The organism is Streptomyces sp. NPDC006551 (assembly GCF_040611675.1).
Taxonomy (GTDB): Bacteria; Actinomycetota; Actinomycetes; order Streptomycetales; family Streptomycetaceae; genus Streptomyces.
The window spans coordinates 116,920-140,091 of sequence record NZ_JBEXOT010000005.1 but is presented as its reverse complement, the minus strand read 5'-3'; the positions used below and the strand labels follow the sequence as shown (position 1 = coordinate 140,091).

Here is a 23,172-nt window from a genome sequence, read left to right as displayed (position 1 = left end):
GAAGGGGCGGTAGCCGCCGAGCAGCCCCGGCACCTGCGGGCCGTGGGCGCCTCGAAGAGCGTCGGCCCTCGGGCCGTCCCTCAAGCCCCGACCTGCACCCGGCGGACGGGCCCCGGATCGTCGGCATGCTCCACGTCTCCATGCCCAGCCCCCGCGCCATCCCGAGCGCCACGTCCCGTTGCGACTGCGGACTCAACCGCAGCGCCGTCGGACACCGCCAGGTGCTCACCCTGACCGACGAACACGCCGCCCACCACGCCGTGTGCCCGCTGCTCAACTCCACCGAAGGGAGGTCTGCCGCATGAGCGTGCAGCCCATCGACGGCGCCGCCCTGCTCGCCGAAGTCGAGCAGTTCCACCGCCGGTTCAACGTCTTCCCCCGCGAGGCCGCCTACGTCGCCGTGGCGCTGTGGGACGCCCACGCGCACCTCCTCGACGCGTTCGACTCCACCCCGCGTCTGGCGTTCCTCTCCCCGGGAGCCGGGGTCGGGGAAGTCCCGCGCGCTGGAGGTCGTGGAGACGCTGGTGCCGCGTCCGATGCTGGCGGTGAACGCGCGAGCTGCCGCCCTGTTCCGGTCCGTCTCCGACCCCGCCGGACGTCCCACGATCCTGTTCGACGAGATTGACACCGTCTTCGGCCCCAAGGCCGGGGACAACGAAGAACTCCGCGGCTTCCTCAACGCTGGCCACCGACGCTCCGGAGTCACCTACCGGTGCATCGGCGACGGCGGCAACCAGACCGTCGTGGAGTTCCCCTCCTACACCGCCGTCGCGGTCGCCGGGCTCGGCTACCTGCCCGACACCATCACCACCCGCTCCGTCATCATCCGGATGCGTCGCCGGGCGAGGAACGAGCACGTGGAGCCGTTCCGGGCCCGGGCTGCACGAGGCGGAGGGCAACAAGCTGCGCGACCGGCTCGCCCAGTGGGCCGACCAGGTCCGCGAGGACGTCGCCGGACGCTGGCCCGAGATGCCCGAGGGCGTCACCGACCGCCCCGCCGATGTATGGGAGCCGCTGATCGCCGTGGCCGATGCGGCCGGCGGGCGGTGGCCCGAGCGGGCGCGCGCCGCGTGCGTGGAGCTGGTCAACGCCTCCCGCGCCGACGACAAGGGCAGTCTCGGGATCCGGCTGCTGACCGACCTGAGGGACCACGTGATGGCGGGCATCGACCGGATGCCCACCGTCGCCGTCCTGGATCGGCTGTGCGCGCTCGACGAGGCGCCGTGGGCGGACATGAGCGGCCGGCCGCTCGACTCCCGGATGCTCGCCAAGATGCTGGGCGAGTACATGACCAGCGACAACACCCCGATCAAAGCCCGCAACATCAAGACCGCCGGGACCGTCCTCAAGGGGTACTACGCGCTCGATCTCCACGACGCGTGGCAGCGGTACTGCCCCCCACCCCCCTCCAGGGCCGGCTTTCCAAGTGACCACCGCCGTCATGCCCGTCGCCGATCGGATCCTGCTCACCGTGGACGCCGCCGCCCAAGCGCTCTCGTTCGGACGCTCGACCGTCTACGAGCTGATGGCCGCTGGCGTCCTGCCGTACGTGAAGGTCGGCCGCTCCCGCCGTATCAGGCGGACCGACCTGGAGGCGTTCGCCGCCGAACTCACACAACACGCTGCCTGAATCACGAACCACGTGAGGTGGCCCCGGAGTTCACCGGGGCCGCCTCGCTCATGAAGGGAAGAGATGAGCCCCCGCAAGCTCAACATGGAGTCGTCCATCTACCTGGGCAGCGACGGCCGATGGCACGGCCGCGTGACCATGGGCGTGAAGTCGGACGGCAGCCCGGACCGCCGCCACCGGACCGGCAGGACCGAGACCGAGGTGACCCGCAAGGTGCGGGAGTTGGAGAAGCTGCGCGACGAGCAGCGAGCGCCGAAGGCCGGTCGCGTGCCAACGGTGCAGCAGTGGATGGAGACCTACCTCACGACGATCGCGAGCCTGAAGCTCAAGCCGCGCTCACTGGATGACTACTGGTCCAAGACTCGCAACGACATCGTTCCTGGCATCGGCCAACACCGGCTGAACAAGCTCGAGCCGGAGCACCTGGAGGCCATGTACGCGGCGATGCTGTCCGAGGGGCACGCCCCTTCACACGTTCTCAAGGTCCACCGCATCCTGTCCCGCGCGCTGAAAATTGCCCACCGCCGACGGATGATCGTCGAGAACGTCGCAACGCTGGTCGACCCGCCGACCGTGGACGAGACCGAGGCGAACCCCTTCACTCAGGAGGAGGCGCGAGCCTTCCTGGAGGCAGCGGCCAAGCGCTCGACGTTCGTACGCTGGCTGATCGGTGTGGGCATGGGCTTTCGTCAGGGTGAAACGCTCGGGATGCGGTGGCAGTACGTCGACCTGGATGCGGAGCTTTTCCACCCCCGTTGGCAGCTTCAACGGCTCACCTGGAAGCACGGCTGCACCGACCCGCACCTCTGCGGTGAGCGGCTTCACCGGTTCGCCCCGTGTCCGCCCGTCTGCGCCGTCCACAAGGGCTACAAGCGTGGCTGTCCGGAGCCATGCGGCAAGGGATGCACGAGGCATGCGAGCGTGTGCCCCGACCGGAAGGGCGGCGGTCTCGTGTTCACCCGCCCCAAGACGAAGAAGAGTCAGAACCCGGTGCCCATCCCACCGCCGTTCATCCCGCCGCTGCGGGAACTCCGAGCCCTCCAGGAGGAGGAACGGGCCGCGGCAGGTGAACTGTGGGAGGACCACGGTGTGGTGTTCTCGCGGCCCGATGGTCGACCGCTCGACCCGCGTCAAGACTGGGAGGAATTCAAGGAAATCCTGGAGGAGGCAGGGATCGACGACCGCCGCCTCTACGACGGGAGCCGCCACACCGCCGGCACGATCCTGAACGAGTTGGGGGTGCCCCTCGTGACCATCATGGAGATCCTGCGGCACACCCAGGTGACCCAGACCCGCCGGTATGTGAAGGGGCGGTCCGAGCAGTCCAGGGACGCAATGAAGCGCATGGGAGATGCCTTCCTCCCCCAGCTCCGGCCTCCAGTTCAGCGCGTCCCGCAGGGCCCTACTGAGACCAGAACTGAGACCACCGACAGCCGGGCGGCCCGTGCTCGGCTCCGACGCCGGATCCGCTAATGAAAAAGCCCCAGGTCACGGCGAGTGAGTCCTGGGGCTGATCCGAGCCGCCTTCGGGATTCGAACCCGAGACCTACGCATTACGAGTGCGTTGCTCTGGCCAACTGAGCTAAGGCGGCATGCCGTGCGTTCCCATGGTGGGTGCAGCGGCCTCGCCAAGTCTACACAGTTTCCCGGGGTGCTCCGACCACCCCTATGAGCAGCGCTTTCCGTCCTGGGGGACCGTGCCTTCCAGGAGGTAGGTGTTGATCGCGGTGTCGACGCAGTCGCTGCCGCGGCCGTACGCCGTGTGGCCGTCGCCCTCGTAGGTCAGCAGGGTTCCGGAGGCGAGCTGGTCGGCGAGGGAGCGGGCCCACTTGTAGGGGGTGGCCGGGTCCCGGGTGGTGCCGACGACGACGATCGGGGCGGCGCCGGGCGCCGTGATGCGGTGGGGGCGGCCCGTCGCGGGGGTGGGCCAGTACGTGCAGTTCAGGGAGGCCCAGGCGAGGCCGGTACCGAAGACCGGGGACGCCTTCTCGAAGGACGGCACCGCCTTCTCGACGTCGGCGGGGCCGGCGAAGGAGGCCGGAAGGTCCAGGCAGTTCACGGCGGCGTTGGCGGACATCAGGTTCGTGTACGAGCCGTCCGCCCCGCGCTCGTAGTAGCTGTCGGCCAGGGCGAGCAGGCCCGAGCCCTCGCCGCCGATGGCCCGGGTCAGCGCCTCGCGCAGCTGCGGCCAGGCCCCCTCGTCGTACATCGCGGCGATCACCCCCGTCGTGGCCAGCGACTCGCCGAGCTCACGACTCTCGCCGGTCGGCAGGGGCTTGGCGTCGACCTCGCGGAAGAAGGCCTTCAGCTTGTCACCGGCGGCGGCGACCGACTCCGTACCGAGCGGGCAGTCCGGCTTTCCGACGCAGTCCGCGGCGAAGGACCGGAAGGCGGTCTCGAAGCCGGCGGTCTGATCGCGGTTGAGCTCGCCGGCCGAAAGCGAGGGGTCCATCGCCCCGTCCAGGACCAGTCGGCCGGTGCGCTGCGGGAACAGTTCGGCGTACGTCGCACCGAGGAAGGTGCCATAGGAGGCCCCGACGTACGTCAGCTTCTGGTCGCCGAGCACCGCCCTCACGATGTCCATGTCACGGGCGGTCTCCACCGTGGAGACATGCGGCAGCACCCTGCCGGAACGCTTCTCGCAGCCCGCCGCGAACTCCTTGAAGGAGGCCGTGAGCGCGGCCGTCTCACGCGGGTCGTCCGGCGTCTGGTCGACCTCCGTGTACGCGTCCATCCGCGGGCCCGTCAGACACTCGACGGGTTCGCTGCGGGCCACCCCTCGCGGGTCGACGGCCACCACGTCGTAGCGGGCACGGACCGGGGCGGGGTAGCCGACGCCCGCGTACCCCTGGAGGTAGCCGACGGCGGAGCCGCCCGGCCCGCCGGGGTTGACCAGCAGCGACCCGAGGCGCTTGCCCGGGCCGGTGGCCCTGACCCGGGAGACCGCGAGCCGGATCTCTCCACCCTCCGGCTTCGCGTAGTCGAGCGGGGCGCGGAAGGTGGCGCACTCGAACTTCGGGACACCACAGTCACGCCACACCGGCTTCTGGGCGTAGAAGGCCTCCAGGCCGGCGGTCGAGGCCCTGGCCGCGGCCGACGATCCGGGCGCGGCCGCGTCGCTCCCGCCCGTGCAGCCGGAGAGGATCAGCCCGGCCGCCGCGAGGGCGGTGGCGGACGTACGGAGAAAACGCCTGGAGTCCATCCCCGGAGCGTATCCATACGCATACGTAACGTGTCCAATCGGTGCCCCCGCGACCTGGACATCAGTCCCGCAGGGCCATGGTCATCGCCTCCACCGCGAGCAGCGGGGCCACGTTCCGGTCCAGGGCCTCCCGGCAGGCGAGCACCGCCTCGATCCGGCGCAGGGTCCGCTCGGGGGTGGTGTCCCGGGCGATCCGCTCCACCGCGTCGCGTACGTCCTCGTTGGCCAGCGCCGAACTCGCCCGCAGCTGCAGCGTCAGCACATCGCGGTAGAAGCCGGTCAGATCGGTGAGGGCGAGATCCAGGCTGTCGCGCTGCGTACGCGTCTTGCGCCGCTTCTGGCGCTCCTCCAGCTCCTTCATCGCACCGGCTGTACCGCGCGGCATCCGCCCGCCCTGCCCGCCGCCGAGAGCGGCCTTCAGCTCCTCGGTCTCCTTGACGTCGACCTCCTCGGCGACCTGCTTGGCGTCCTCACCCGCCGCGTCGACCAGCTCCTGAGCGGCCTTCAGGCAGCCGCCGACGTCCGCGACCCGCATCGGCAGCTTGAGCACCACGGCGCGCCGGGCCCGAGCCCGCTCGTCGGTCGCCAGCCGGCGGGCGCGGTCGATGTGCCCCTGGGTGGCGCGGGCGGCGGCCTGCGCGGCGGCCGGTTCGACGCCGTCGCGGCGTACGAGCATGTCCGCGACCGCCTCGACCGACGGCGTACGCAGCGTCAGGTGGCGGCAGCGCGAGCGGATCGTGGGCAGGACGTCCTCCAGGGACGGCGCGCAGAGCAGCCAGACCGTACGCGGCGCGGGCTCCTCGACCGCCTTCAGGAGCACGTTGCCCGCTCCCTCGGTGAGGCGGTCGGCGTCCTCCAGGACGATCACCTGCCAGCGGCCGCCCGCCGGCGAGAGCTGGGCGCGCCGGACGAGGTCGCGGGTCTCCTTCACGCCGATGGAGAGCAGGTCCGTACGGACGACCTCCACGTCGGCGTGCGTCCCGACGAGAGAGGTGTGGCAGCCGTCGCAGAACCCGCATCCCGGGGCACCGCCCAGCGCCCGGTCGGGGCTGACGCACTGCAGCGCGGCGGCGAAGGCGCGCGCCGCGGTCGCCCGGCCCGATCCCGGAGGGCCGGTGAACAGCCAGGCATGGGTCATCTTGGACGCCGCCTCGGAGGCCGGCTCTCCGGCGGCATGGGCGGTCACGAACGCGTCGGCGTCGCGCGCGGCGGCGGCGAGCTGTTCCTCGACCCGCGCCTGTCCGACCAGGTCGTCCCATACGGCCATGTGCCCTCCTCAGGTACGCCCTCCATTGTGGAGTACCTGACTGACACCGGGTCTCACGGCGACGGCGGGCGCCCGAGGCCGACCGCCTCAAGCCCCGCCGCTCCGGGCGGGACCCGCCGGGCACCTGTCGGCCGGGCCCCGCCAAACGCCTGCCGTACGCCGGGACCCCGCCAAACGCCCGCCGCTCGTCGGCCCGCCGTACGCCGGGCGCCTCTCAGCCAGGTCCTGCCGTACGCCGGACTCGCCCCCACCCCGCGGGCGTCAGCGGCGCCGGCGCCGCCCGTCGTCCTCGTCGTCGTGCGGGCCGAGCAGCTCGTCCGCCAGGCTCGGCAGGTCGTCGAGCGGCGTCTCCTCCGCCCAGTCGGAGCGGCGGCGGGGCCGGCCCTGCTCGTCGAGCTGCGGCAGCTCGCGCGTCATGTCGTTCGCACCCTCCGGCTCGGCGGCGGGCCGCTCGTCGCGGAAGAAGCCCGGCGGCACCCGGTCGGCCGGCGCGGCATCCCGTACGGGCGGCAGGACGGCGGTCTCGTCCGCGTCCCGTACGGGCGGCAGTACGGCCGTGTCGTCCGCCTCCCGCACCTGCGGCAGAACCGTCGTCTCGTCCTCGGACGGACGCACGTCCTCCGGCTTCACGATCGGCGTGGGGACGGTGATCTCGTTCGGCGACACACGCGGGAAGGTCTGCGTCACGTCGTCGGGCGCCACGTCGTCGGGCTTCACGATCGGCGTCGGCACGGTGATCTCGTTGGCCGAGACCTCCGCCGCCTCGGCAGCCTTCGCGGCCCGGGCCGCCTCCGCCGCCTTCGCCTCGGCAGCCTCCTTGGCCGCCTTCTCCGCAGCCGCCTTCTCCGCGGCCTGCCTCTCCGCCGCGGCCTTTTCCGCGGCCTTCTCCGCGGCCGCCTTCTCCGCCGCGGCCTTCTCCGCCGCCTCGGCAGCGGCCTTCCTCGCCGCCTCCTCCGCGGCCTTCGCCGCCGCGGCCTCGGCAAGGCGCCGTGCCTCCTCGGCCCTGACCAGCGCCTCCTCGGCCTTGCGCTGCTTCTCGCGGCGGCGCTCCTCCGCCTCCGCGCGCAGCCGGGCCTCCTCCTCGGCCTGCTTGCGGAGTCGCTCCTGCTCCGCGCGCCGGGCCTTCTCCTCGGCCTCGCGCCGCTTGCGCTCCTCCTCGGCGGCCAGCCTGGCCTCCTCGGCCCGGCGACGGGCCTCCTCGGCCTGCCGCTCGGCCTCGCGCTGCCGCGCCTCTTCCTCCTCGCGGCGCTTGCGCTCCTCCTCCTCGGCCCGGAGCCTGGCGAGCTGCTCCTGGCGCTCGCGCTCCAGACGCTCCTCCTCCGCCTTCCTGCGCGCTTCCTCCTCGGCGCGGAGCCGGGCGGCCTCCTCGGCCTTCCTGCGCGCCTCCTCCTGGGCCTTCACCTCGGCCTCGGACAGCGGCAGCATCCGGTCGAGCCGGTGGCGTACGACGGTGGTGACCGCCTCCGGCTCCTGGCCGGCGTCGACGACCAGGTAGCGGCCGGGGTCCCCGGCGGCCAGCGCGAGGAAACCGGCCCTCACGCGCGCGTGGAACTCCGGCGGCTCGGACTCCAGCCGGTCCGGAGCCTCGGTGAACCGCTCCCGGGCGGTCTCCGGCGCGACGTCCAGGAGCACGGTCAGGTGGGGGACGAGGCCACCGGTCGCCCAGCGGTTGATCCGCGCGATCTCGGTCGGCGAGAGGTCGCGGCCGGCGCCCTGGTAGGCCACGGACGAGTCGATGTACCGGTCGGAGATCACCACCGCGCCCCGCTCCAGGGCGGGCTTGACCAGGGAGTCGACGTGCTCGGCACGGTCGGCGGCGTACAGCAGCGCCTCCGCCCGGTTCGACAGCCCCGCCGAGGAGACGTCGAGCAGGATCGAGCGCAGCCGCTTGCCGATCGGCGTCGCGCCCGGCTCGCGGGTGACGACGACCTCGTGGCCCTTGGCGCGGATCCACTCGGCGAGCGCCTCGGCCTGGGTGGACTTGCCGGCTCCGTCGCCGCCCTCCAGGGCGAGGAAGAAGCCGGTCGGCGCGGGCGCCTGGACGGGGTCGGCGCCGCGCAGCGCGTCGCGCAGATCACGGCGCAGCGGTACGCCGGCCCGGTCGTCGGTCTTGGCGAGGACGAGCGCGGCGACCGGCAGCAGCAGCGCGCCGACCAGCATCAGCGTGAAGGCGGCGCCGCCGTGGGCGAAGACGAAGCTGCCGGAGGCGAGGCGGTGCGGCCCGATGGCGGCGGCGAGCAGCGGTGCTCCGAGGGCGCCCAGGGCCATGGCGACCCGGACGACGGCCTGGAGGTGCGCGGTGACCCGGGGGCGGCGGGCCTCCTCGGTCTCCTGATCGAGGAGGGTGTGGCCGGTGTGGGCGGCGACCCCGCTCGTGTACCCGGCGAGGACGGCGAGGAACAGCACCGTCGCCGTGTCAGGGACCAGGCCCATCGCGAGCAGCGCGATACCGGTGGCGGTGATCGCGAGGGCGAGGAGGCGCCGGCGGGAGAGCGCGGTGAGGACGGAGCCGGCCGTGCGGATCCCTACGGCGGTGGCCCCGCTCAGCGCGAGGATCAGCAGGGCGAAGGTGACGGGGCCGCCACCGAGGTCGTGGGCGTGCAGGACGGTGACGGCCGCGGCGGCCGCGACGGCCCCGGCCACGGTGGCGCAGGCGAGGACGAGCAGCGGGGCCACGCCCGTGCGTCCCTTCTCCGCGGCGGGACGCCTCAGGCCCTCCAGGGGCGAGCGCGGCCGCGGCGTCTTTCCGCCGGGCAGCTCCATGAAGTACAGGACGGAGAGGGAGGCGGCGAACAGTCCGGCGGCGAGGTACGCGCCGAGCGCCGCCTGGTGCAGCGAGAACCAGTCGATGCCGGTGGCGATCAGGTTCCCGATGAGCGTGGCGACCAGCAGTACGGCGGCCGCGGCCGGGACGGCGAGGAATCCGGTGCGCAGCGAGAGCCGGCGCAGCGCGTCCAGATGGTCCGGCAGGGGCCGGACGGCGGCGCCCTCCAGGGGCGGCGCGGGCAGCAGCGCCGGTGCGGCGCCCTCGCGGGCGACGGTCGACAGCCGCTCGGCGGCGCCCGCCACGAAGACGGTGCCGAGCAGGAACCACAGGGCGTTGTCCGGTGTCCAGTCGATCCACAGCGGCGCGACCACAAGCAGCGCGAGCCGCAGCCCGTCGGCTCCGATCATGGTCCAGCGCCGGTCGAGCGGGCCGCCGGGCCCGGTCAGCGCGGTGAGCGGGCCGAGGAGTACGGCGCCGAAGAGCACGGCGGCCAGCAGTCGCGCGCCGACGACGGCGGCGACGGCGAACGCGGCGCCCCGGTACCCGCCGCCGAGCGCCCCTTCGGACGCGGCGACCTGATACCCCAACAGCACCAGGACGAGGAGGCCGAGGGCGTCCCCGGTCCCCCCGACGAACTGCGCGCTCCACAAGCGTCGCAGTGGTTGATGGCGCAGAAGCGCGCGTACGGCACGCTCGCGGGAGTCCGCGACAAGGGCGACGTCGGAGTTCGGCTGCTCTGCTCGCGTCATCCGTCCACCCTATCCGGACCCCTTCACTCCCCGTGGCCTCCACCCGAACAAACGTCGGGTGGCCGGGAAACGCCGAAGGGGCGGGGGTTCCCACCCCTGCCCCTTGGCGCGCGTCCGGTACCGCTCCGGCCGTACTACTCAGGCTTCGCCGCCGCCGTCTTCGTGGCTGCGGTCTTCGCCGTCGTCGTCTTCTTCGCGGCCGTCTTGGTGGCCGTCTTGGTGGCCGTCTTCTTCGCCGCCGTCTTCTTGGCCGGCGTGGCCTTCTTGGCCGCGGTCTTCTTCGCGGCCGTCTTCTTCGCCGGCGCCTTCTTGGCCGCCTTCTTCGCCGGAGCCTTGGCCCGCTTCTCCGCGAGCAGCTCGAACCCGCGCTCCGGCGTGATCGTCTCCACGCTGTCGCCGGTCCGCAGGGTCGCGTTCGTCTCGCCGTCGGTCACGTACGGGCCGAAGCGCCCGTCCTTCACGACGACCGGCTTCTCGCTGACCGGGTCGACACCCAGCTCCTTCAGCGGCGGCTTTGCCGCGGCCCGGCCACGCTGCTTGGGCTGCGCGTAGATCGCGAGCGCCTCCTCCAGCGTGATCGTGAAGAGCTGCTCCTCGTCCGTCAGCGACCGGGAGTCCGTGCCCTTCTTCAGGTACGGGCCGTAGCGGCCGTTCTGCGCCGTGATCTCGACGCCTTCCGCGTCCGTACCCACCACACGCGGCAGGGACATCAGCTTCAGCGCGTCCTCCAGCGTCACCGTGTCCAGGGACATCGACTTGAAGAGCGAGGCCGTCCGCGGCTTCACCGCGTTCTTGCCGGTCTTCGGCGTGCCCTCGGGCAGGATCTCGGTGACGTACGGGCCGTACCGCCCGTCCTTGGCGACGATCTGGTTCCCGCTGACCGGGTCGGTGCCGAGCTCGAAGTCACCGCTCGGCTTGGCGAGCAGCTCCTCCGCGTACGCCACCGTCAGCTCGTCCGGGGCGAGATCGTCCGGGACGTCCGCGCGCTGGTGCCCGTCGGAGTCCTTCTCACCGCGCTCGACGTACGGGCCGTACCGGCCGACGCGCAGCATGATGCCGTCACCGACCGGGAAGGAGGAGATCTCGCGGGCGTCGATCGCGCCGAGGTCGGTCACCAGCTCCTTGAGACCACCGAGGTGGTCACCGTCGCCGTTGCCCGCGTCGGCGGCTCCGCCGGAGGCGCCCCCGGACCCGCCCTCACCGAAGTAGAAACGCTTCAGCCACGGCACGGCCTGGGCCTCGCCCCGCGCGATGCGGTCGAGGTCGTCCTCCATCTTGGCGGTGAAGTCGTAGTCGACGAGCCGGCCGAAGTGCTTCTCCAGGAGGTTGACCACGGCGAAGGAGAGGAACGACGGCACGAGCGCCGTGCCCTTCTTGAACACATAGCCGCGGTCGAGGATCGTGCCGAGGATCGACGCGTACGTCGACGGGCGGCCGATCTCGCGCTCTTCCAGCTCCTTGACCAGCGAGGCCTCGGTGTAGCGGGCCGGCGGCTTGGTCGCGTGGCCGTCGACGGTGATCTCCTCGGCCGACAGCGCGTCGCCCTCGGCGACCTGCGGCAGCCGGCGCTCACGGTCGTCGAGCTCCGCGTTGGGGTCGTCGGCCCCCTCCACGTACGCCTTCATGAAGCCGTGGAAGGTGATCGTCTTGCCGGACGCGCTGAACTCCGCGTCCCGGCCGTCGGCGGCCCGGCCGCCGATCTTCACGGTGACGGAGTTTCCGGTCGCGTCCTTCATCTGGGAGGCGACGGTCCGCTTCCAGATCAGCTCGTAGAGCCGGAACTGGTCGCCGGTCAGACCGGTCTCCGCCGGGGTGCGGAAACGATCACCCGAAGGGCGAATCGCCTCGTGCGCCTCCTGCGCGTTCTTGACCTTGCCCGCGTAGACCCGCGGCTTCTCCGGCAGGTAGTCGGCGCCGTACAGCTGCGTGACCTGCGCCCGGGCCGCCGCGACGGCGGTGTCCGACAGGATCGTCGAGTCCGTACGCATGTAGGTGATGAAGCCGTTCTCGTACAGCTTCTGCGCGACCTGCATCGTCGCCTTCGCACCGAAGCCCAGCTTGCGGCTCGCCTCCTGCTGGAGGGTGGTGGTCCGGAACGGGGCGTACGGGGAGCGGCGGTATGGCTTGGACTCGACCGAGCGGACGGCGAACGAGGTGTCGGCGAGCGCGGCGGCGAGCGCCCGTGCGTTCTCCTCGTCCAGGTGGAGCACCTGCTCGGACTTCAGCTGTCCGTCCGCGCCGAAGTCACGACCCTGGGCGACCCTCCGGCCGTCGACCGTCGCCAGGCGCGCCACCAGCGACGACGGGTCGGACGGATCACCGGCGCGGCCCGTGGAGAACGTGCCGGTCAGGTCCCAGTACTCGGCGGAGCGGAACGCGATGCGCTCACGCTCCCGCTCGACGACGAGACGGGTGGCGACGGACTGCACACGGCCGGCCGACAGCCGGGGCATGACCTTCTTCCACAGGACCGGCGAGACCTCGTAGCCGTAGAGCCGGTCCAGGATGCGGCGGGTCTCCTGGGCGTCGACCATGCGCTTGTTCAGCTCGCGCGGGTTCTCGACGGCGGCCCGGATCGCGTCCTTGGTGATCTCGTGGAAGACCATCCGGTGGACCGGGACCTTGGGCTTCAGGACCTCGAGGAGGTGCCACGCGATGGCTTCGCCCTCGCGGTCCTCATCGGTGGCGAGGAAGAGTTCGTCGGCCTCGGCCAGCTGCTCCTTGAGCTTCCTGACCTGCGCCTTCTTGTCGGCGTTGACGACGTAGATCGGCTGGAAGTCGTGTTCGACGTCGACTCCGAGGCGGCGCACCTCGCCGGTGTACTTCTCCGGGACCTCGGCGGCGCCGCTGGGGAGGTCGCGGATGTGCCCGACGCTCGCCTCGACGACGTATCCGGGGCCGAGGTAGCCCTTGATCGTCTTCGCCTTGGCAGGCGACTCGACGATGACGAGTCGGCGGCCGCCCTGTGCGGTCTCGCTGGTCGGGGACAACTTCGCTCTTCTCTCCGGTCGACGCTCGGTGGCACGTACGCAGTGGTCACGTACGGCACTGGCCCTGGCACGCATGGCAGCGGCACCTGTGGTGGCGCTGCCGTCGCTGCGGAGTGTGACGGTACAACCCGCCCCCGTGTCAAACGGCGAAAGCCCGCAACGGCCACTCGAACGGTAACCCGACTTCTGGCATTCCTGCCGCCCGGACTCCCGGTCGGGCGGGGCGGAGGTGTGCGGATGATCTCGTCAGAGGCGTCCGAAGCACCAGACGCCGAGAAGGAGGGAGGCGGCGCCGAAGAGCGTCGTGAGGGCGGCCGCCGCCCCCGGCGCGACGCCGAGCGCCACGGGCTCGCGGTGCAGCACGCGCACCCCCGTCCACAGCAGCAGCGCGGTCCCGAACAGCGCGAACGCCGTTCCGGCGAAGATCGCAGGCACGCTCTCCATGGTCCGTACCCCGTTCGTCCGTCATGCCCTGGTCATCCCTGCGGGAGAGGCTGGCACTTTCCGGCGTCGAGGGCGCGAATTCCGGGTGAACGGCGCGGGCGCGCCGGTCGGTTTCACGAAGATGGCCGGTACTCACCGACCGGCGGACCGACGAGCCGGCCGGTGAGCTGTCTCACGACGGACGGGCTGACCGACCGGCCGTCGCTGAGCGGCAGGCCGTTCGGACCCCTAAGAGGCGGAAGCCGGGAGCACGACGTCGCCGGCCCGGGGGAACCGTCCGTCGGGGACGCCGACTTCCCTGCCGGGGAGACGAGGACGAAGGCCCTGCGCAGCGGTCCCACCAGCGGCGTTCCGCTGAACACGGGCGGTGTCGCCCGGCCGGGACGGGCGCGGCCGGAGATCGCTCCGCCGACCACGACGGGGCGGGCGGCGGCAGGAAGCGGAACATCCCCCGGCCTCTCGGGCGAGGGCCCGTCCGGCTCGATCGGCGCCGATCCGTACCGATGCGCGCTCGATCGGCGCCGATCCGTATCAGGCGCCGCTTCCCTCGCCGACCGGCAGCAGGAAACCCTCCTCCACGAGGAGCCGGATCGCCTGCGGGGTACGGTCCCGCAGCAGCACCGGGTCCTCGCCCATCAACTGTCCGATGGCGTCGAGGATGCGGCCCGCGCTGAGCGACCCGTCGCACACGCCCGCGAATCCGGCCCCGACGTGATCCACCTTGGTGGCACGACGCATGCCGCGGTTCTGCCGCAGCACCACGTGCTCGGGGTCCTCGGCGCCCGGCAGCCCGACCTGCTCCTGCATCACCTCGGGCGCGAGGGCGAAGTGCTCGGCCAGCAGGGCGGCGTCGTCGTGGGCCCGCAGATAGTCCTGGCGCTCGAAGTGGGCCCGCACGGTGTCACCGAGCGGCTGTTCGACCGGGTGGGGCCACTCCTCGATCACGATCGACGGCTCGACCGCGCCGGAGGCGACGGCGGCGTTCTTGCGCAGGGTGATCCAGCCGAAGCCGACGGCCCTGGTCTTGCGGGCCTCGAACTCGTCCAGCCACGCCTCGTACCGTCGCACGTACTCCGCCGGGTCCTCGCGGTGGTCGCCGCTGTCCCGCAGCCACAGTTCGGCGTACTGGGTGATGTCCTGGACCTCGCGCTGCACGATCCAGGCGTCGCAGCCGCGCGGCACCCAGGAGCGCAGCCGGTCCTGCCACTCCTCGCCCTCCACGTGCTGCCAGTTGGCGAGGAACTGGGCGTATCCGCCGTCGTTGAGCCGCTCCCCGGCCTCCTGGACGAGCGTGCGGCACAGATCGTCACCGCCCATCCCGCCGTCGCGGTAGGTGAGCCGGGCTCCGGGGGAGATGACGAACGGCGGGTTGGAGACGATCAGGTCGTACGTGTCGCCGTCGACGGGCTCGAAGAGGGAGCCCTGGAGCAGTTCGGCCTCGCGGGCCCCGGAGAGCGCGAGCGTGAGCCGGGTGAAGTCCAGGGCGCGCGGGTTGAGATCGGTCGCGGTCACCAGGGTGGCGTGCTGGGCGGCGTGCAGTGCCTGGATCCCGGAGCCGGTGCCGAGGTCGAGCGCGGAGGACACGGGCGTACGGACGGTGATGCCTGCGAGGGTCGTGGAGGCCCCGCCGACGCCGAGGACGACGCCTTCGTCCTTCCTGCCGATACCGCCGGCTCCGCCGACGGCGCAGCCCAGGTCGGAGACGATGAACCAGTCCTGTCCCTCGGGCCCGCCGTACGGCCGTACGTCGACGGTGGCCCGGACCTCGCCCTCCGACTCCCGTACCCAGCCGTCGGCCAGGGCCTCCTCCAGCGGCAGCGCGGCGGCCGCCCGCTCGGCGGGAACGGCCCCCTGGAGCAGGAACAGCCGGACGAGGGCCTCCAGCGGGGAGTCGCCCCGGGTGGCGCGCAGCGCGGGCACGGTCTCGCTGCGGGCGAGCGCGGCGTAGGCCGGGGCGCCGAGAAGCTCGAGCAGACCGTCGGCGGTGAAGTCGGCGGCGAGCAGCGCCTCGCGCAGTCGGGCGGCGTGCGCGGGCACCGGAAGGCTGGTGGTCAAGCTGGTCGTACTCACCCGCCCATTGTGACGGCCCCCACCGACATTCCCCGCCCGACCCGACCACGGCGGACGGGCGGGCGGCCGATCGGGGGCAGTTCCTCAGGCCCCGGGGCATGAGGTCATCGGCGCGAAGCCCACCCCGCACGCGCCCGTCGGTCGGCGTGGGCCGACGGCGCAGAGCCCGAAGCCCGTGCCGCACGCGCCCGTCGACGAGGGTCGTCGGACAAAGCCCGCACCGCACGCGCGCGTCGACGAGGCTCATCGGACAAAGCCGCCGCCGCACGCGCGCGTCGGCGTGCTTCGTGCTACTCCGCGCTCCTGCTCGCGGCCGGCGTCGGCTTCGCCGTTCCCGCGTCCTTCGAGGGCGTCGAGCCCGGCTTGGCGGCCGGGCTCGACGGCTTCGCCTTCTGACAGCCCGGCTGCTTCGCCATCGCCGTGCCCAGTTCGCCGCCCTGCAGCTTCGCCAGCGCGTCCTGGTCCATCTTCTCGATCTTCTTCAGACCGTCGGCGACGCCCTGCAGCCCGTCCGCGAACTTCTGCTGGTTGCCCGGGTCGAGCGCGTCGACCTGCTTCTTCAGCCCCTCGTACGCCACCGCGGTCGCGTTGAGCTCCTTGATCGCGTCCTGCTGCACCTTCTCGCCGTTGTCGACGGGCGGCGCCCCGGCGCCTTCGATGGCCTTGGCGAGCGCGCGGTCGGCGTCGGCGATGTCCTTGAACGCCTTCGAGTCGGCGGCCTGGATGTCCGCGGGCTTTCCGTCCGCAGCCGTCGAGATGATCAGCTGCTGGGCGTCGGCGCGCTTCTGGATCTGGGGCTTCGCCTGGTCGCAGACAGTCTTGGCCCAGTCGTTTACCTTGTCGCCCTCGTCGGCGCACCCGGACAGCGCGAGCACCAGTACCGCGCCGCCGGACAGTGCGGCTGCAAGCTTCTTGTTCACCGGATCGGTCCCTTCCAAGGCTCTCGGCCCCGGAACATACACGCCAAGCGGGAGAGATCCACCTTTCGTACGACTGTTTCATCACCGATTGCAGCCTTTTGCACCAAGGGAGACACGCCTCACGTCCTCCACGCGGAAAGCGGACGGCGCGTCAAACCGCGCCGCCCGCCTCCACTTTGACCAGGTGTTACGGCGCCACCGGCGCGTCCGGTGACCGGGTCGTCCGGTCGCCGGCGTTGTCTTCGTCACCCACGGCCACCGACCGCCGCTTCGAGACGTAGACCGCGCCGACGATGACGACCATCGCGAGGGTCGCGATCAACGCCCGCAGTCCGGCGCTCGCGTCGACGCCGAAGCTGAACTGCACCACCGCTGGCGCGATCAGCAGCGCGACCAGGTTCATCACCTTCAGGAGCGGGTTGATCGCCGGGCCGGCGGTGTCCTTGAACGGGTCGCCGACGGTGTCGCCGATGACGGTCGCGGCATGGGCGTCGCTGCCCTTGCCGCCGTGGTGGCCGTCCTCGACGAGCTTTTTGGCGTTGTCCCAGGCCCCACCGGAGTTGGCGAGGAAGACAGCCATCAGCGCGCCCGTACCGATGGCTCCGGCGAGATACGCGCCGAGCGCGCCGACGCCGAGCGAGAAGCCGACCGCGATCGGTGCCATAACGGCGAGCAGCCCGGGCGTGGCGAGTTCGCGCAGCGCGTCCTTGGTGCAGATGTCGACGACGCGCCCGTACTCGGGCTTCTCGGTGTAGTCCATGATCCCGGGGTGTTCGCGGAACTGCCGCCGCACCTCGTAGACGACGGCTCCGGCGGACCGCGACACCGCGTTGATCGCGAGTCCCGAGAAGAGGAAGACGACCGCGGCGCCGAGGATCAGCCCGAAGAGGTTGTTGGGCTGGGAGATGTCCATCGTGAGGTTCATCTCGGTGGCCCTGGCCCCGACGTCGGCGACCGCCGTGGCGATCGCGTCGCGGTAGGAGCCGAAGAGGGCCGCGGCCGCCAGGACGGCGGTGGCGATGGCGATGCCCTTGGTGATCGCCTTGGTGGTGTTGCCGACGGCGTCGAGGTCGGTGAGGACCTGCGCGCCCGCGCCCTGGACGTCGCCGGACATCTCGGCGATGCCCTGGGCGTTGTCGGAGACCGGGCCGAAGGTGTCCATGGCGACGATCACGCCGACGGTGGTGAGAAGGCCGGTACCGGCGAGGGCGACGGCGAAAAGGGCCAGCATGATGGAGGTGCCGCCGAGGAGGAACGCGCCGTAGACGCCGAGGCCGATCAGCAGGGCGGTGTAGACGGCGGACTCCAGGCCGATGGCGATGCCGGCGAGGACGACGGTGGCGGGGCCGGTGAGGGAGGACTTGCCGATGTCCCGGACGGGACGCCGGCCGGTCTCGGTGAAGTAGCCGGTGAGCTGCTGGATCAGCGCGGCGAGGACGATGCCGATGGCGACGGCGACCAGGGCGAGGATCCGCGGGTCGCCGGCGTGGGCCTGGACGCCGGGCTCGGTGACGCCCTTGAGGTCGGCGTAGGAGGACGGCAGGTAGGCGTAGACGGCGATGGCGACGAGCGCGAGCGAGATCACCGCGGAGATGAAGAAGCCACGGTTGATGGCGGTCATCCCGCTGCGGTCGGCGCGCCGCGGGGCGACCGCGAAGATGCCGATCATCGCGGTGACCACGCCGATCGCCGGCACGATCAGGGGGAAGGCGAGGCCGACGTCGCCGAAGGCCGCCTTGCCGAGGATGAGCGCGGCGACGAGCGTCACCGCGTACGACTCGAAGAGGTCGGCGGCCATGCCTGCGCAGTCGCCGACGTTGTCGCCCACGTTGTCCGCGATGGTGGCGGCGTTGCGCGGGTCGTCCTCCGGGATGCCCTGCTCGACCTTGCCCACCAGGTCGGCGCCGACGTCGGCGGCCTTGGTGAAGATGCCGCCGCCGACACGCATGAACATGGCGATGAGCGCCGCGCCCAGACCGAAGCCCTCCAGGACCTTGGGGGCATCGGCGGCGTAGACGAGGACGACACAGGACGCACCGAGCAGGCCGAGGCCGACGGTGAACATGCCGACCACTCCGCCCGTACGGAAAGCGATCTTCATGGCTTTGTGCGAGACGGTCGTCAGATCCTTTTCCGGTTCGCCGGGCGCGGGGGTCGCCTCCCGTGCGGCGGCGGCCACCCGCACATTCGCCCGTACGGCGAGCCGCATGCCGATGTATCCGGTGGCAGCCGAGAAAAGCGCACCCACCAGGAAGAAGAGGGAACGCCCGGCGCGCTGCGACCAGGTGTCGGCCGGAAGCAGCATCAGCAGGAAGAACACGACGACGGCGAAGATCGCCAGAGTGCGCAACTGCCGGGCGAGATAGGCATTCGCGCCCTCCTGCACGGCGGCCGCGATCTTCTTCATCGCGTCGGTGCCCTGTCCGGCCGCGAGCACCTGACGGACCAGCAGCTGGGCGACGAGCAGGGCCGCGACCGCGACGGCCGCGATGACGATCACGATCGTCCGGTTTCCGTCGGTGAGTACCGCGGCGGCGAGAGAAGTGGGGTGTCCGGCCAGTTCTGGGTTGAAGAGCCCCGCCATTCGTCCTCCTTGACGTTGCGAGCTCAAGATGTGGACGGATTGTAGGGAGCGGAACCTGATCAAAACAGGGCGCCGCAAATGGAATTCCCCATTGTCTCACTCTTCCCCACCGGAAGCAGTAATGGGGCAAAAGCATTGACACATGATCCATGATCTAGAGAAATGATAAGAGGCCCTGCTCGGCAGGGCCTCTTATCGTTTTCCGTCACGTCTGGGTCGTGTCGGGGTCCCCGTCAGGACGTGTCGGGTCACGACAGGTCGTGTCATGTTGTGGCGGGTCGCGTCAGGTTCTGACGGGCCGCGTCAGGGGATGACGGCCGCCGGGGTCGTCGGCCAGGTCATGCGGAGGACTCCGCCTTCCTCGCCGGCGCTCACCTCGACGTCGTCGACGAGCCCGCGGATCACCGCGAGACCCATCTCGTCCTCGCCGTCCACGTCGTCGAACTCCTCGGCCGGCGCCGCGGACCGCGCGCCGGGGACACCGACGGCATCGGCCGCCGCCACCCCCGCGCCCGGCACCTCGTCGCCGACCTCGATGGAGAACGTCTTCTCCTCCTCGGTCAGCACGACCCGGACCGGGGTGGTCACACCATGGCTGCGGTGCAGCCCGACCGCCCGGGAACACGCCTCGCCGACGGCGAGTCTGACCTCGTCGAGCACCGCCTCGTCGACCCCGGCCCGGCGCGCCACAGCGGCCGCCACCAGGCGGGCCGTGCGGACGTGCTCGGGCTGGGCGCTGAAGCGGAGTTCGACGGTGGCCATGCGGTCCTCCTCAGAGAAGGATGGGCGGGCAACTCGGAGGACCGGGCCTGGCCGGCCCGGCTCTCCTCGACCTTCTTCCGACCTCAGTCGGTGGCGTTGACGGCCTCGTCGACCGTGGTGTGGATGGGGAACACCTTGGTCAGACCGGTGATCCGGAAAATCTTGAGAATGCGCTCCTGGTTGCAGACCAGGCGCAGCGAGCCCTCGTGCGCGCGCACGCGCTTGAGGCCACCCACGAGCACGCCGAGACCGGTCGAGTCGAGGAAGTCCACGCCCTCCATGTCGACGACCAGGTGGTAACTGCCGTCGTTCACCAACTCGACCAACTGCTCGCGCAGCTTGGGCGCGGTATACACATCAATCTCGCCACCGACCTCGACGACCGTACGGTCGCCGCTCGGGCCGGACACATTGCGAGTCGACAGGGACAGGTCCACGGATCCTCCAGCACCTTGCTATCGGGCGGTCGCCCCTCGGGTCTCCCGGGCGGAGTCGGGGGACGGATCGCCAGCCGCGATGGCATTCAATCACTTACCAGCAGCCATGCACGACGCCTTGGGAGCATTGTCCGTCATGCCAGTGACACACTCGGTGCCGATGGCCAAGAATCACCGCCCCAGTGGACCCGCCGGAAGCACGGGCAACCGCCCGTCCCCCAGCGTGGTCCTCGACCGGCTCACACAGGGCGAGAGCCGGGCCGCGCGCATCACTCATACGGAGCACTTGCCCGCCCGGGCGGGTCGGCATGCCGTCTGGCCGCATCGCATCCGTACGGAAGTGATCAGCGCGATCCGGTCGGCCGGAATCGAGCACCCCTGGGCCCACCAGGCAGAGGCCGCCGAGCGCGCCCTGGACGGCGAATCCGTGGTGATCGCCACCGGCACGGCCTCGGGCAAGTCGCTGGCCTACCTCGCCCCGGTCCTCTCCACGCTCCTGGACGGCTCGGAGGCGGCCAACGGCAGGGGCACCACCGCCCTGTACCTCGCCCCCACCAAGGCTCTCGCGGCCGACCAGCGGCGGGCCGTACGGGAGCTGGCCGCCCCGCTCGGCAACCGGATCCGGCCCGCTGTCTACGACGGCGACACGCCGGTCGAGGAACGCGAGTGGGTCCGTCAGTACGCCAACTACGTGCTGACCAATCCCGACATGCTGCACCGCGGCATATTGCCCTCCCACCCCCGGTGGTCCTCCTTCCTGCGCTCCCTGCGCTATGTCGTGATCGACGAGTGCCACACCTACCGTGGCGTCTTCGGCTCCCATGTCGCCCAGGTGCTGCGCCGGCTGCGCCGCGTCTGCGCCCGGTACGGCGCGAACCCCGTCTTCCTCCTCGCCTCCGCCACCTCCGCCGAGCCCGCCCTCGCGGCGGGCCGGCTGACCGGCCTGCCGGTCTCTGAGGTCTCCGACGACGCCTCCCCGCGCGGCGAGCTGGTCTTCGCGCTCTGGGAGCCGCCGCTGACCGAGCTCCACGGCGAGCAGGGCGCCCCGGTGCGCCGCACGGCCACCGCCGAGACGGCCGACCTGCTGACCGATCTGGCCGTGCAGGGCGTCCGCTCCGTCGCCTTCGTCCGCTCCCGGCGCGGCGCCGAGCTGATCTCGGTCATCGCCCAGGAACGGCTCGCCCAGGTCGACCGCGCCCTGTCCCGCCGGGTGGCCGCCTACCGGGGCGGCTATCTGCCCGAGGAGCGCCGTGCCCTGGAGCGGGCCCTGCACTCCGGCGAGCTCCTCGGCCTGGCCGCCACGACCGCCCTGGAGCTGGGCGTGGACGTCTCCGGCCTGGACGCCGTCGTGATCGCCGGCTACCCGGGCACCCGCGCCTCCCTGTGGCAGCAGGCCGGCCGGGCGGGCCGCTCCGGCGAGGGGGCCCTGGCGATCCTGGTCGCCCGCGACGACCCGCTGGACACCTTCCTGGTCCACCATCCCGAGGCGCTCTTCCAGCAGCCGGTCGAGTCGACCGTTCTGGACCCGGACAACCCCTACGTGCTCGCCCCCCATCTGTGCGCCGCCGCCGCGGAGCTCCCGCTGACGGAATCCGACCTGGCCCTCTTCGGGCCGGCCGTCCCCGATCTTCTGCCCCAGCTCGAGGCCGCCGGACTGCTGCGCCGGCGCTCCAGCGGCTGGTTCTGGACCCGCCGGGAGCGGGCCGCCGACCTGACCGACATCCGCGGTGGGGGCGGCAGCCCGGTGCAGATCGTCGAGGCCGCCACCGGCCGCCTCCTCGGCACGGTCGACGAGGCCGCCTCCCACACCGCCGTCCACGACGGCGCGGTCCACCTCCACCAGGGCCGCACCTATCTGGTGAAGCACCTGGACCTGAAGGATTCCGTCGCCCTGGTCGAGGAGGCGAGCCCGCCGTACTCCACCACCGCCCGGGACACCACCACCATCTCCGTCCTGGAGACCGACACCGAGATCCCCTGGGGGGCCGGCCGGCTCTGCTACGGCTCCGTCGAGGTCACCAACCAGGTCGTCTCCTTCCTCCGCCGCCGCCTGATCACCGGCGAGGTGCTCGGGGAGACCAAGCTCGACCTGCCTCCCCGCACCCTGCGCACCCGCGCCGTGTGGTGGACGGTCACCGAGGACCAGCTGGACGCCGCCCGGATCAACCCGGAGATCCTCGGAGGCGCCCTGCACGCCGCCGAGCACGCCTCCATCGGCATGCTGCCGCTCTTCGCCACCTGCGACCGCTGGGACATCGGCGGGGTCTCCGTCCCGCTCCACCCCGACACCCTGCTGCCCACCGTCTTCGTCTACGACGGCCACCCGGGCGGCGCCGGCTTCGCCGAGCGGGCCTTCCACACGGCCCGCGCGTGGCTGACCGCCACCCGCGAGGCGATCGCCTCCTGCGAGTGCGAGGCGGGCTGCCCCTCCTGCATCCAGTCCCCGAAGTGCGGCAACGGCAACGATCCGCTCCACAAACGCGGCGCCGTACGGCTCCTCACGGAACTGTTGCGGGAAGCCCCGGCAACGCCTGAGGAGGCCCCGCCCGCGCCCTGACCGCCGGTGAGTACGGGCCCAGGCGCACCATCGCCGTCACATCGGCGATGTCGCCCCGCACCGAGCACCGCGCGACGGCGGCGCCCTGTGCCTCCGCCACGCGGGCGGCCGCGGCGCAGGCGGTCTCCTCGCCCCACAGAGCACGGTCGGCCGCGGCGAGGGCCGCCATGTCGGCGGCGCCGCCCGCCCGGTGCCGGGCCACCACCGCCTGCCCCAGGGCCAGCACGGCCCCGAACACCACACACAGCACGCAGGCCGCGAATGCTGTCCACACGGTCGCCATCCCCCGGTCGCTCCTCATGACGCGGCCGCCCCCATGCCGTCCTCGGCGAGCGCGGCCGCCCCGGCGCGCAGGGTGAGGCCCATCCCGCCCGGCCCCGGAGCCGGGGCCCGCACGGTCACCCGCCACATCTCGCCCGCACGCTCCACCGAGACCATGGCGTCTTCGGGCGCGGCCGCCCTGGCGGCCGCCTCGGCCGCCGCCACCGGTTCCGACCGGGCCGCCACCCTGGCCCCGGCCCGCGCGGCGTCCACACACTGGATCTGTGCGGCGGCCGCCGCGAGCGCCCAGACCAGGGCCATGGTGAACACCACCAGGGCGGGCAGGGCCATCGCCGCCTCCACGGTCACGGAGCCCCGGTCAGAACGGCGCATCGAGAGCCTTCCCGATCACCGATTCCAGGGCCGCCGACACCGTCCCACTGGTCACGATCTTGTACAGCACGGCGGCGAAGGCCGCGGCGGCGATCGTCCCCATCGCGTACTCGGACGTAGTCCCGGCTTAGTTCTTGTG

General features: G+C 71.9%; 16 protein-coding genes, 1 tRNA gene and 2 pseudogenes. 5 read left to right on the top strand and 14 right to left on the bottom strand.

Features of this window, described 5'->3' with window-relative positions; genetic code table 11:
- Window positions 1-140 precede the first annotated feature (140 nt).
- The 4 genes and pseudogenes from ABZY12_RS08130 to ABZY12_RS08115 all read left to right on the top strand — a co-directional run bounded on the left by ABZY12_RS08130 (window position 141) and on the right by ABZY12_RS08115 (window position 3,103).
- Window positions 141-305: a hypothetical protein gene (locus ABZY12_RS08130; protein WP_356888372.1), complete on the top strand. Its 165-nt coding sequence runs from the start codon at window positions 141-143 to the stop codon at window positions 303-305.
- Window positions 302-1,407 (top strand): annotated as a pseudogene (locus ABZY12_RS08125) (DUF3631 domain-containing protein); the annotation flags it as partial. The gene ABZY12_RS08130 and the pseudogene ABZY12_RS08125, both read left to right, overlap by 4 nt.
- A 34-nt stretch (window positions 1,408-1,441) precedes the next feature.
- Window positions 1,442-1,630, top strand: coding sequence for a helix-turn-helix domain-containing protein (locus ABZY12_RS08120; protein WP_356888585.1), 189 nt, complete (start codon window positions 1,442-1,444; stop codon window positions 1,628-1,630).
- Window positions 1,631-1,693: 63 nt separating this feature from the next.
- Window positions 1,694-3,103, top strand: coding sequence for a tyrosine-type recombinase/integrase (locus tag ABZY12_RS08115; RefSeq protein ID WP_356888370.1), 1,410 nt, complete (start codon window positions 1,694-1,696; stop codon window positions 3,101-3,103).
- A gap of 45 nt (window positions 3,104-3,148) precedes the next feature.
- Here ABZY12_RS08115 and ABZY12_RS08110 read toward each other — a convergent pair.
- The 11 genes from ABZY12_RS08110 to ABZY12_RS08060 all read right to left on the bottom strand — a co-directional run bounded on the left by ABZY12_RS08110 (window position 3,149) and on the right by ABZY12_RS08060 (window position 19,822).
- Window positions 3,149-3,222, bottom strand: a tRNA-Thr gene (locus ABZY12_RS08110).
- A 74-nt stretch (window positions 3,223-3,296) separates the two neighbouring features.
- Window positions 3,297-4,832, bottom strand: coding sequence for an alpha/beta hydrolase (locus ABZY12_RS08105; protein WP_356888368.1), 1,536 nt, complete (start codon window positions 4,830-4,832; stop codon window positions 3,297-3,299).
- Between the two features lie 61 nt (window positions 4,833-4,893).
- Complete coding sequence (locus ABZY12_RS08100) at window positions 4,894-6,099, bottom strand: DNA polymerase III subunit delta' (protein WP_356888366.1); 1,206 nt, start codon at window positions 6,097-6,099, stop codon at window positions 4,894-4,896.
- A 261-nt stretch (window positions 6,100-6,360) separates the two neighbouring features.
- Window positions 6,361-9,615, bottom strand: a complete 3,255-nt coding sequence (gene tmk, locus ABZY12_RS08095; RefSeq protein WP_356888364.1) for a dTMP kinase — start codon at window positions 9,613-9,615, stop codon at window positions 6,361-6,363.
- Window positions 9,616-9,749: 134 nt separating this feature from the next.
- Entirely contained in the window at window positions 9,750-12,605 is a 2,856-nt protein-coding gene (gene topA, locus ABZY12_RS08090; protein WP_356888362.1) for a type I DNA topoisomerase, read from the bottom strand.
- Between the two features lie 246 nt (window positions 12,606-12,851).
- Window positions 12,852-13,049, bottom strand: coding sequence for a hypothetical protein (locus tag ABZY12_RS08085; RefSeq protein ID WP_356888360.1), 198 nt, complete (start codon window positions 13,047-13,049; stop codon window positions 12,852-12,854).
- Between the two features lie 531 nt (window positions 13,050-13,580).
- Window positions 13,581-15,119 (bottom strand): methyltransferase, encoded by a 1,539-nt coding sequence (locus ABZY12_RS08080; RefSeq protein WP_356888358.1) that lies wholly within the window; start codon window positions 15,117-15,119, stop codon window positions 13,581-13,583.
- A 290-nt stretch (window positions 15,120-15,409) separates the two neighbouring features.
- Window positions 15,410-16,039, bottom strand: a complete 630-nt coding sequence (locus ABZY12_RS08075) for a small secreted protein (RefSeq protein ID WP_356888356.1) — start codon at window positions 16,037-16,039, stop codon at window positions 15,410-15,412.
- 187 nt (window positions 16,040-16,226) lie between these two features.
- Window positions 16,227-18,623: a sodium-translocating pyrophosphatase gene (locus tag ABZY12_RS08070; RefSeq protein WP_356888354.1), complete on the bottom strand. Its 2,397-nt coding sequence runs from the start codon at window positions 18,621-18,623 to the stop codon at window positions 16,227-16,229.
- Window positions 18,624-18,926: 303 nt separating this feature from the next.
- Entirely contained in the window at window positions 18,927-19,385 is a 459-nt protein-coding gene (locus ABZY12_RS08065) for an ATP-binding protein (protein WP_356888352.1), read from the bottom strand.
- An 83-nt stretch (window positions 19,386-19,468) separates the two neighbouring features.
- Window positions 19,469-19,822, bottom strand: a complete 354-nt coding sequence (locus ABZY12_RS08060) for an STAS domain-containing protein (RefSeq protein ID WP_137988538.1) — start codon at window positions 19,820-19,822, stop codon at window positions 19,469-19,471.
- 79 nt (window positions 19,823-19,901) lie between these two features.
- Between ABZY12_RS08060 and ABZY12_RS08055 the strand changes: the two genes are divergently transcribed.
- Window positions 19,902-22,379, top strand: coding sequence for a DEAD/DEAH box helicase (locus tag ABZY12_RS08055; protein WP_356888350.1), 2,478 nt, complete (start codon window positions 19,902-19,904; stop codon window positions 22,377-22,379).
- On the opposite strand, the gene ABZY12_RS08050 is transcribed toward ABZY12_RS08055, so the two are convergent.
- From ABZY12_RS08050 to ABZY12_RS08040, 3 genes and pseudogenes are all read right to left on the bottom strand, one after another.
- Window positions 22,321-22,662, bottom strand: coding sequence for an Rv3654c family TadE-like protein (locus ABZY12_RS08050; protein ID WP_356888348.1), 342 nt, complete (start codon window positions 22,660-22,662; stop codon window positions 22,321-22,323). The genes ABZY12_RS08055 and ABZY12_RS08050 overlap by 59 nt on opposite strands.
- A gap of 14 nt (window positions 22,663-22,676) precedes the next feature.
- Complete coding sequence (locus ABZY12_RS08045) at window positions 22,677-23,033, bottom strand: TadE family type IV pilus minor pilin (RefSeq protein ID WP_356888346.1); 357 nt, start codon at window positions 23,031-23,033, stop codon at window positions 22,677-22,679.
- Window positions 23,020-23,157: pseudogene (locus ABZY12_RS08040) on the bottom strand (DUF4244 domain-containing protein); the annotation flags it as partial. The gene ABZY12_RS08045 and the pseudogene ABZY12_RS08040, both read right to left, overlap by 14 nt.
- Window positions 23,158-23,172 lie beyond the last annotated feature (15 nt).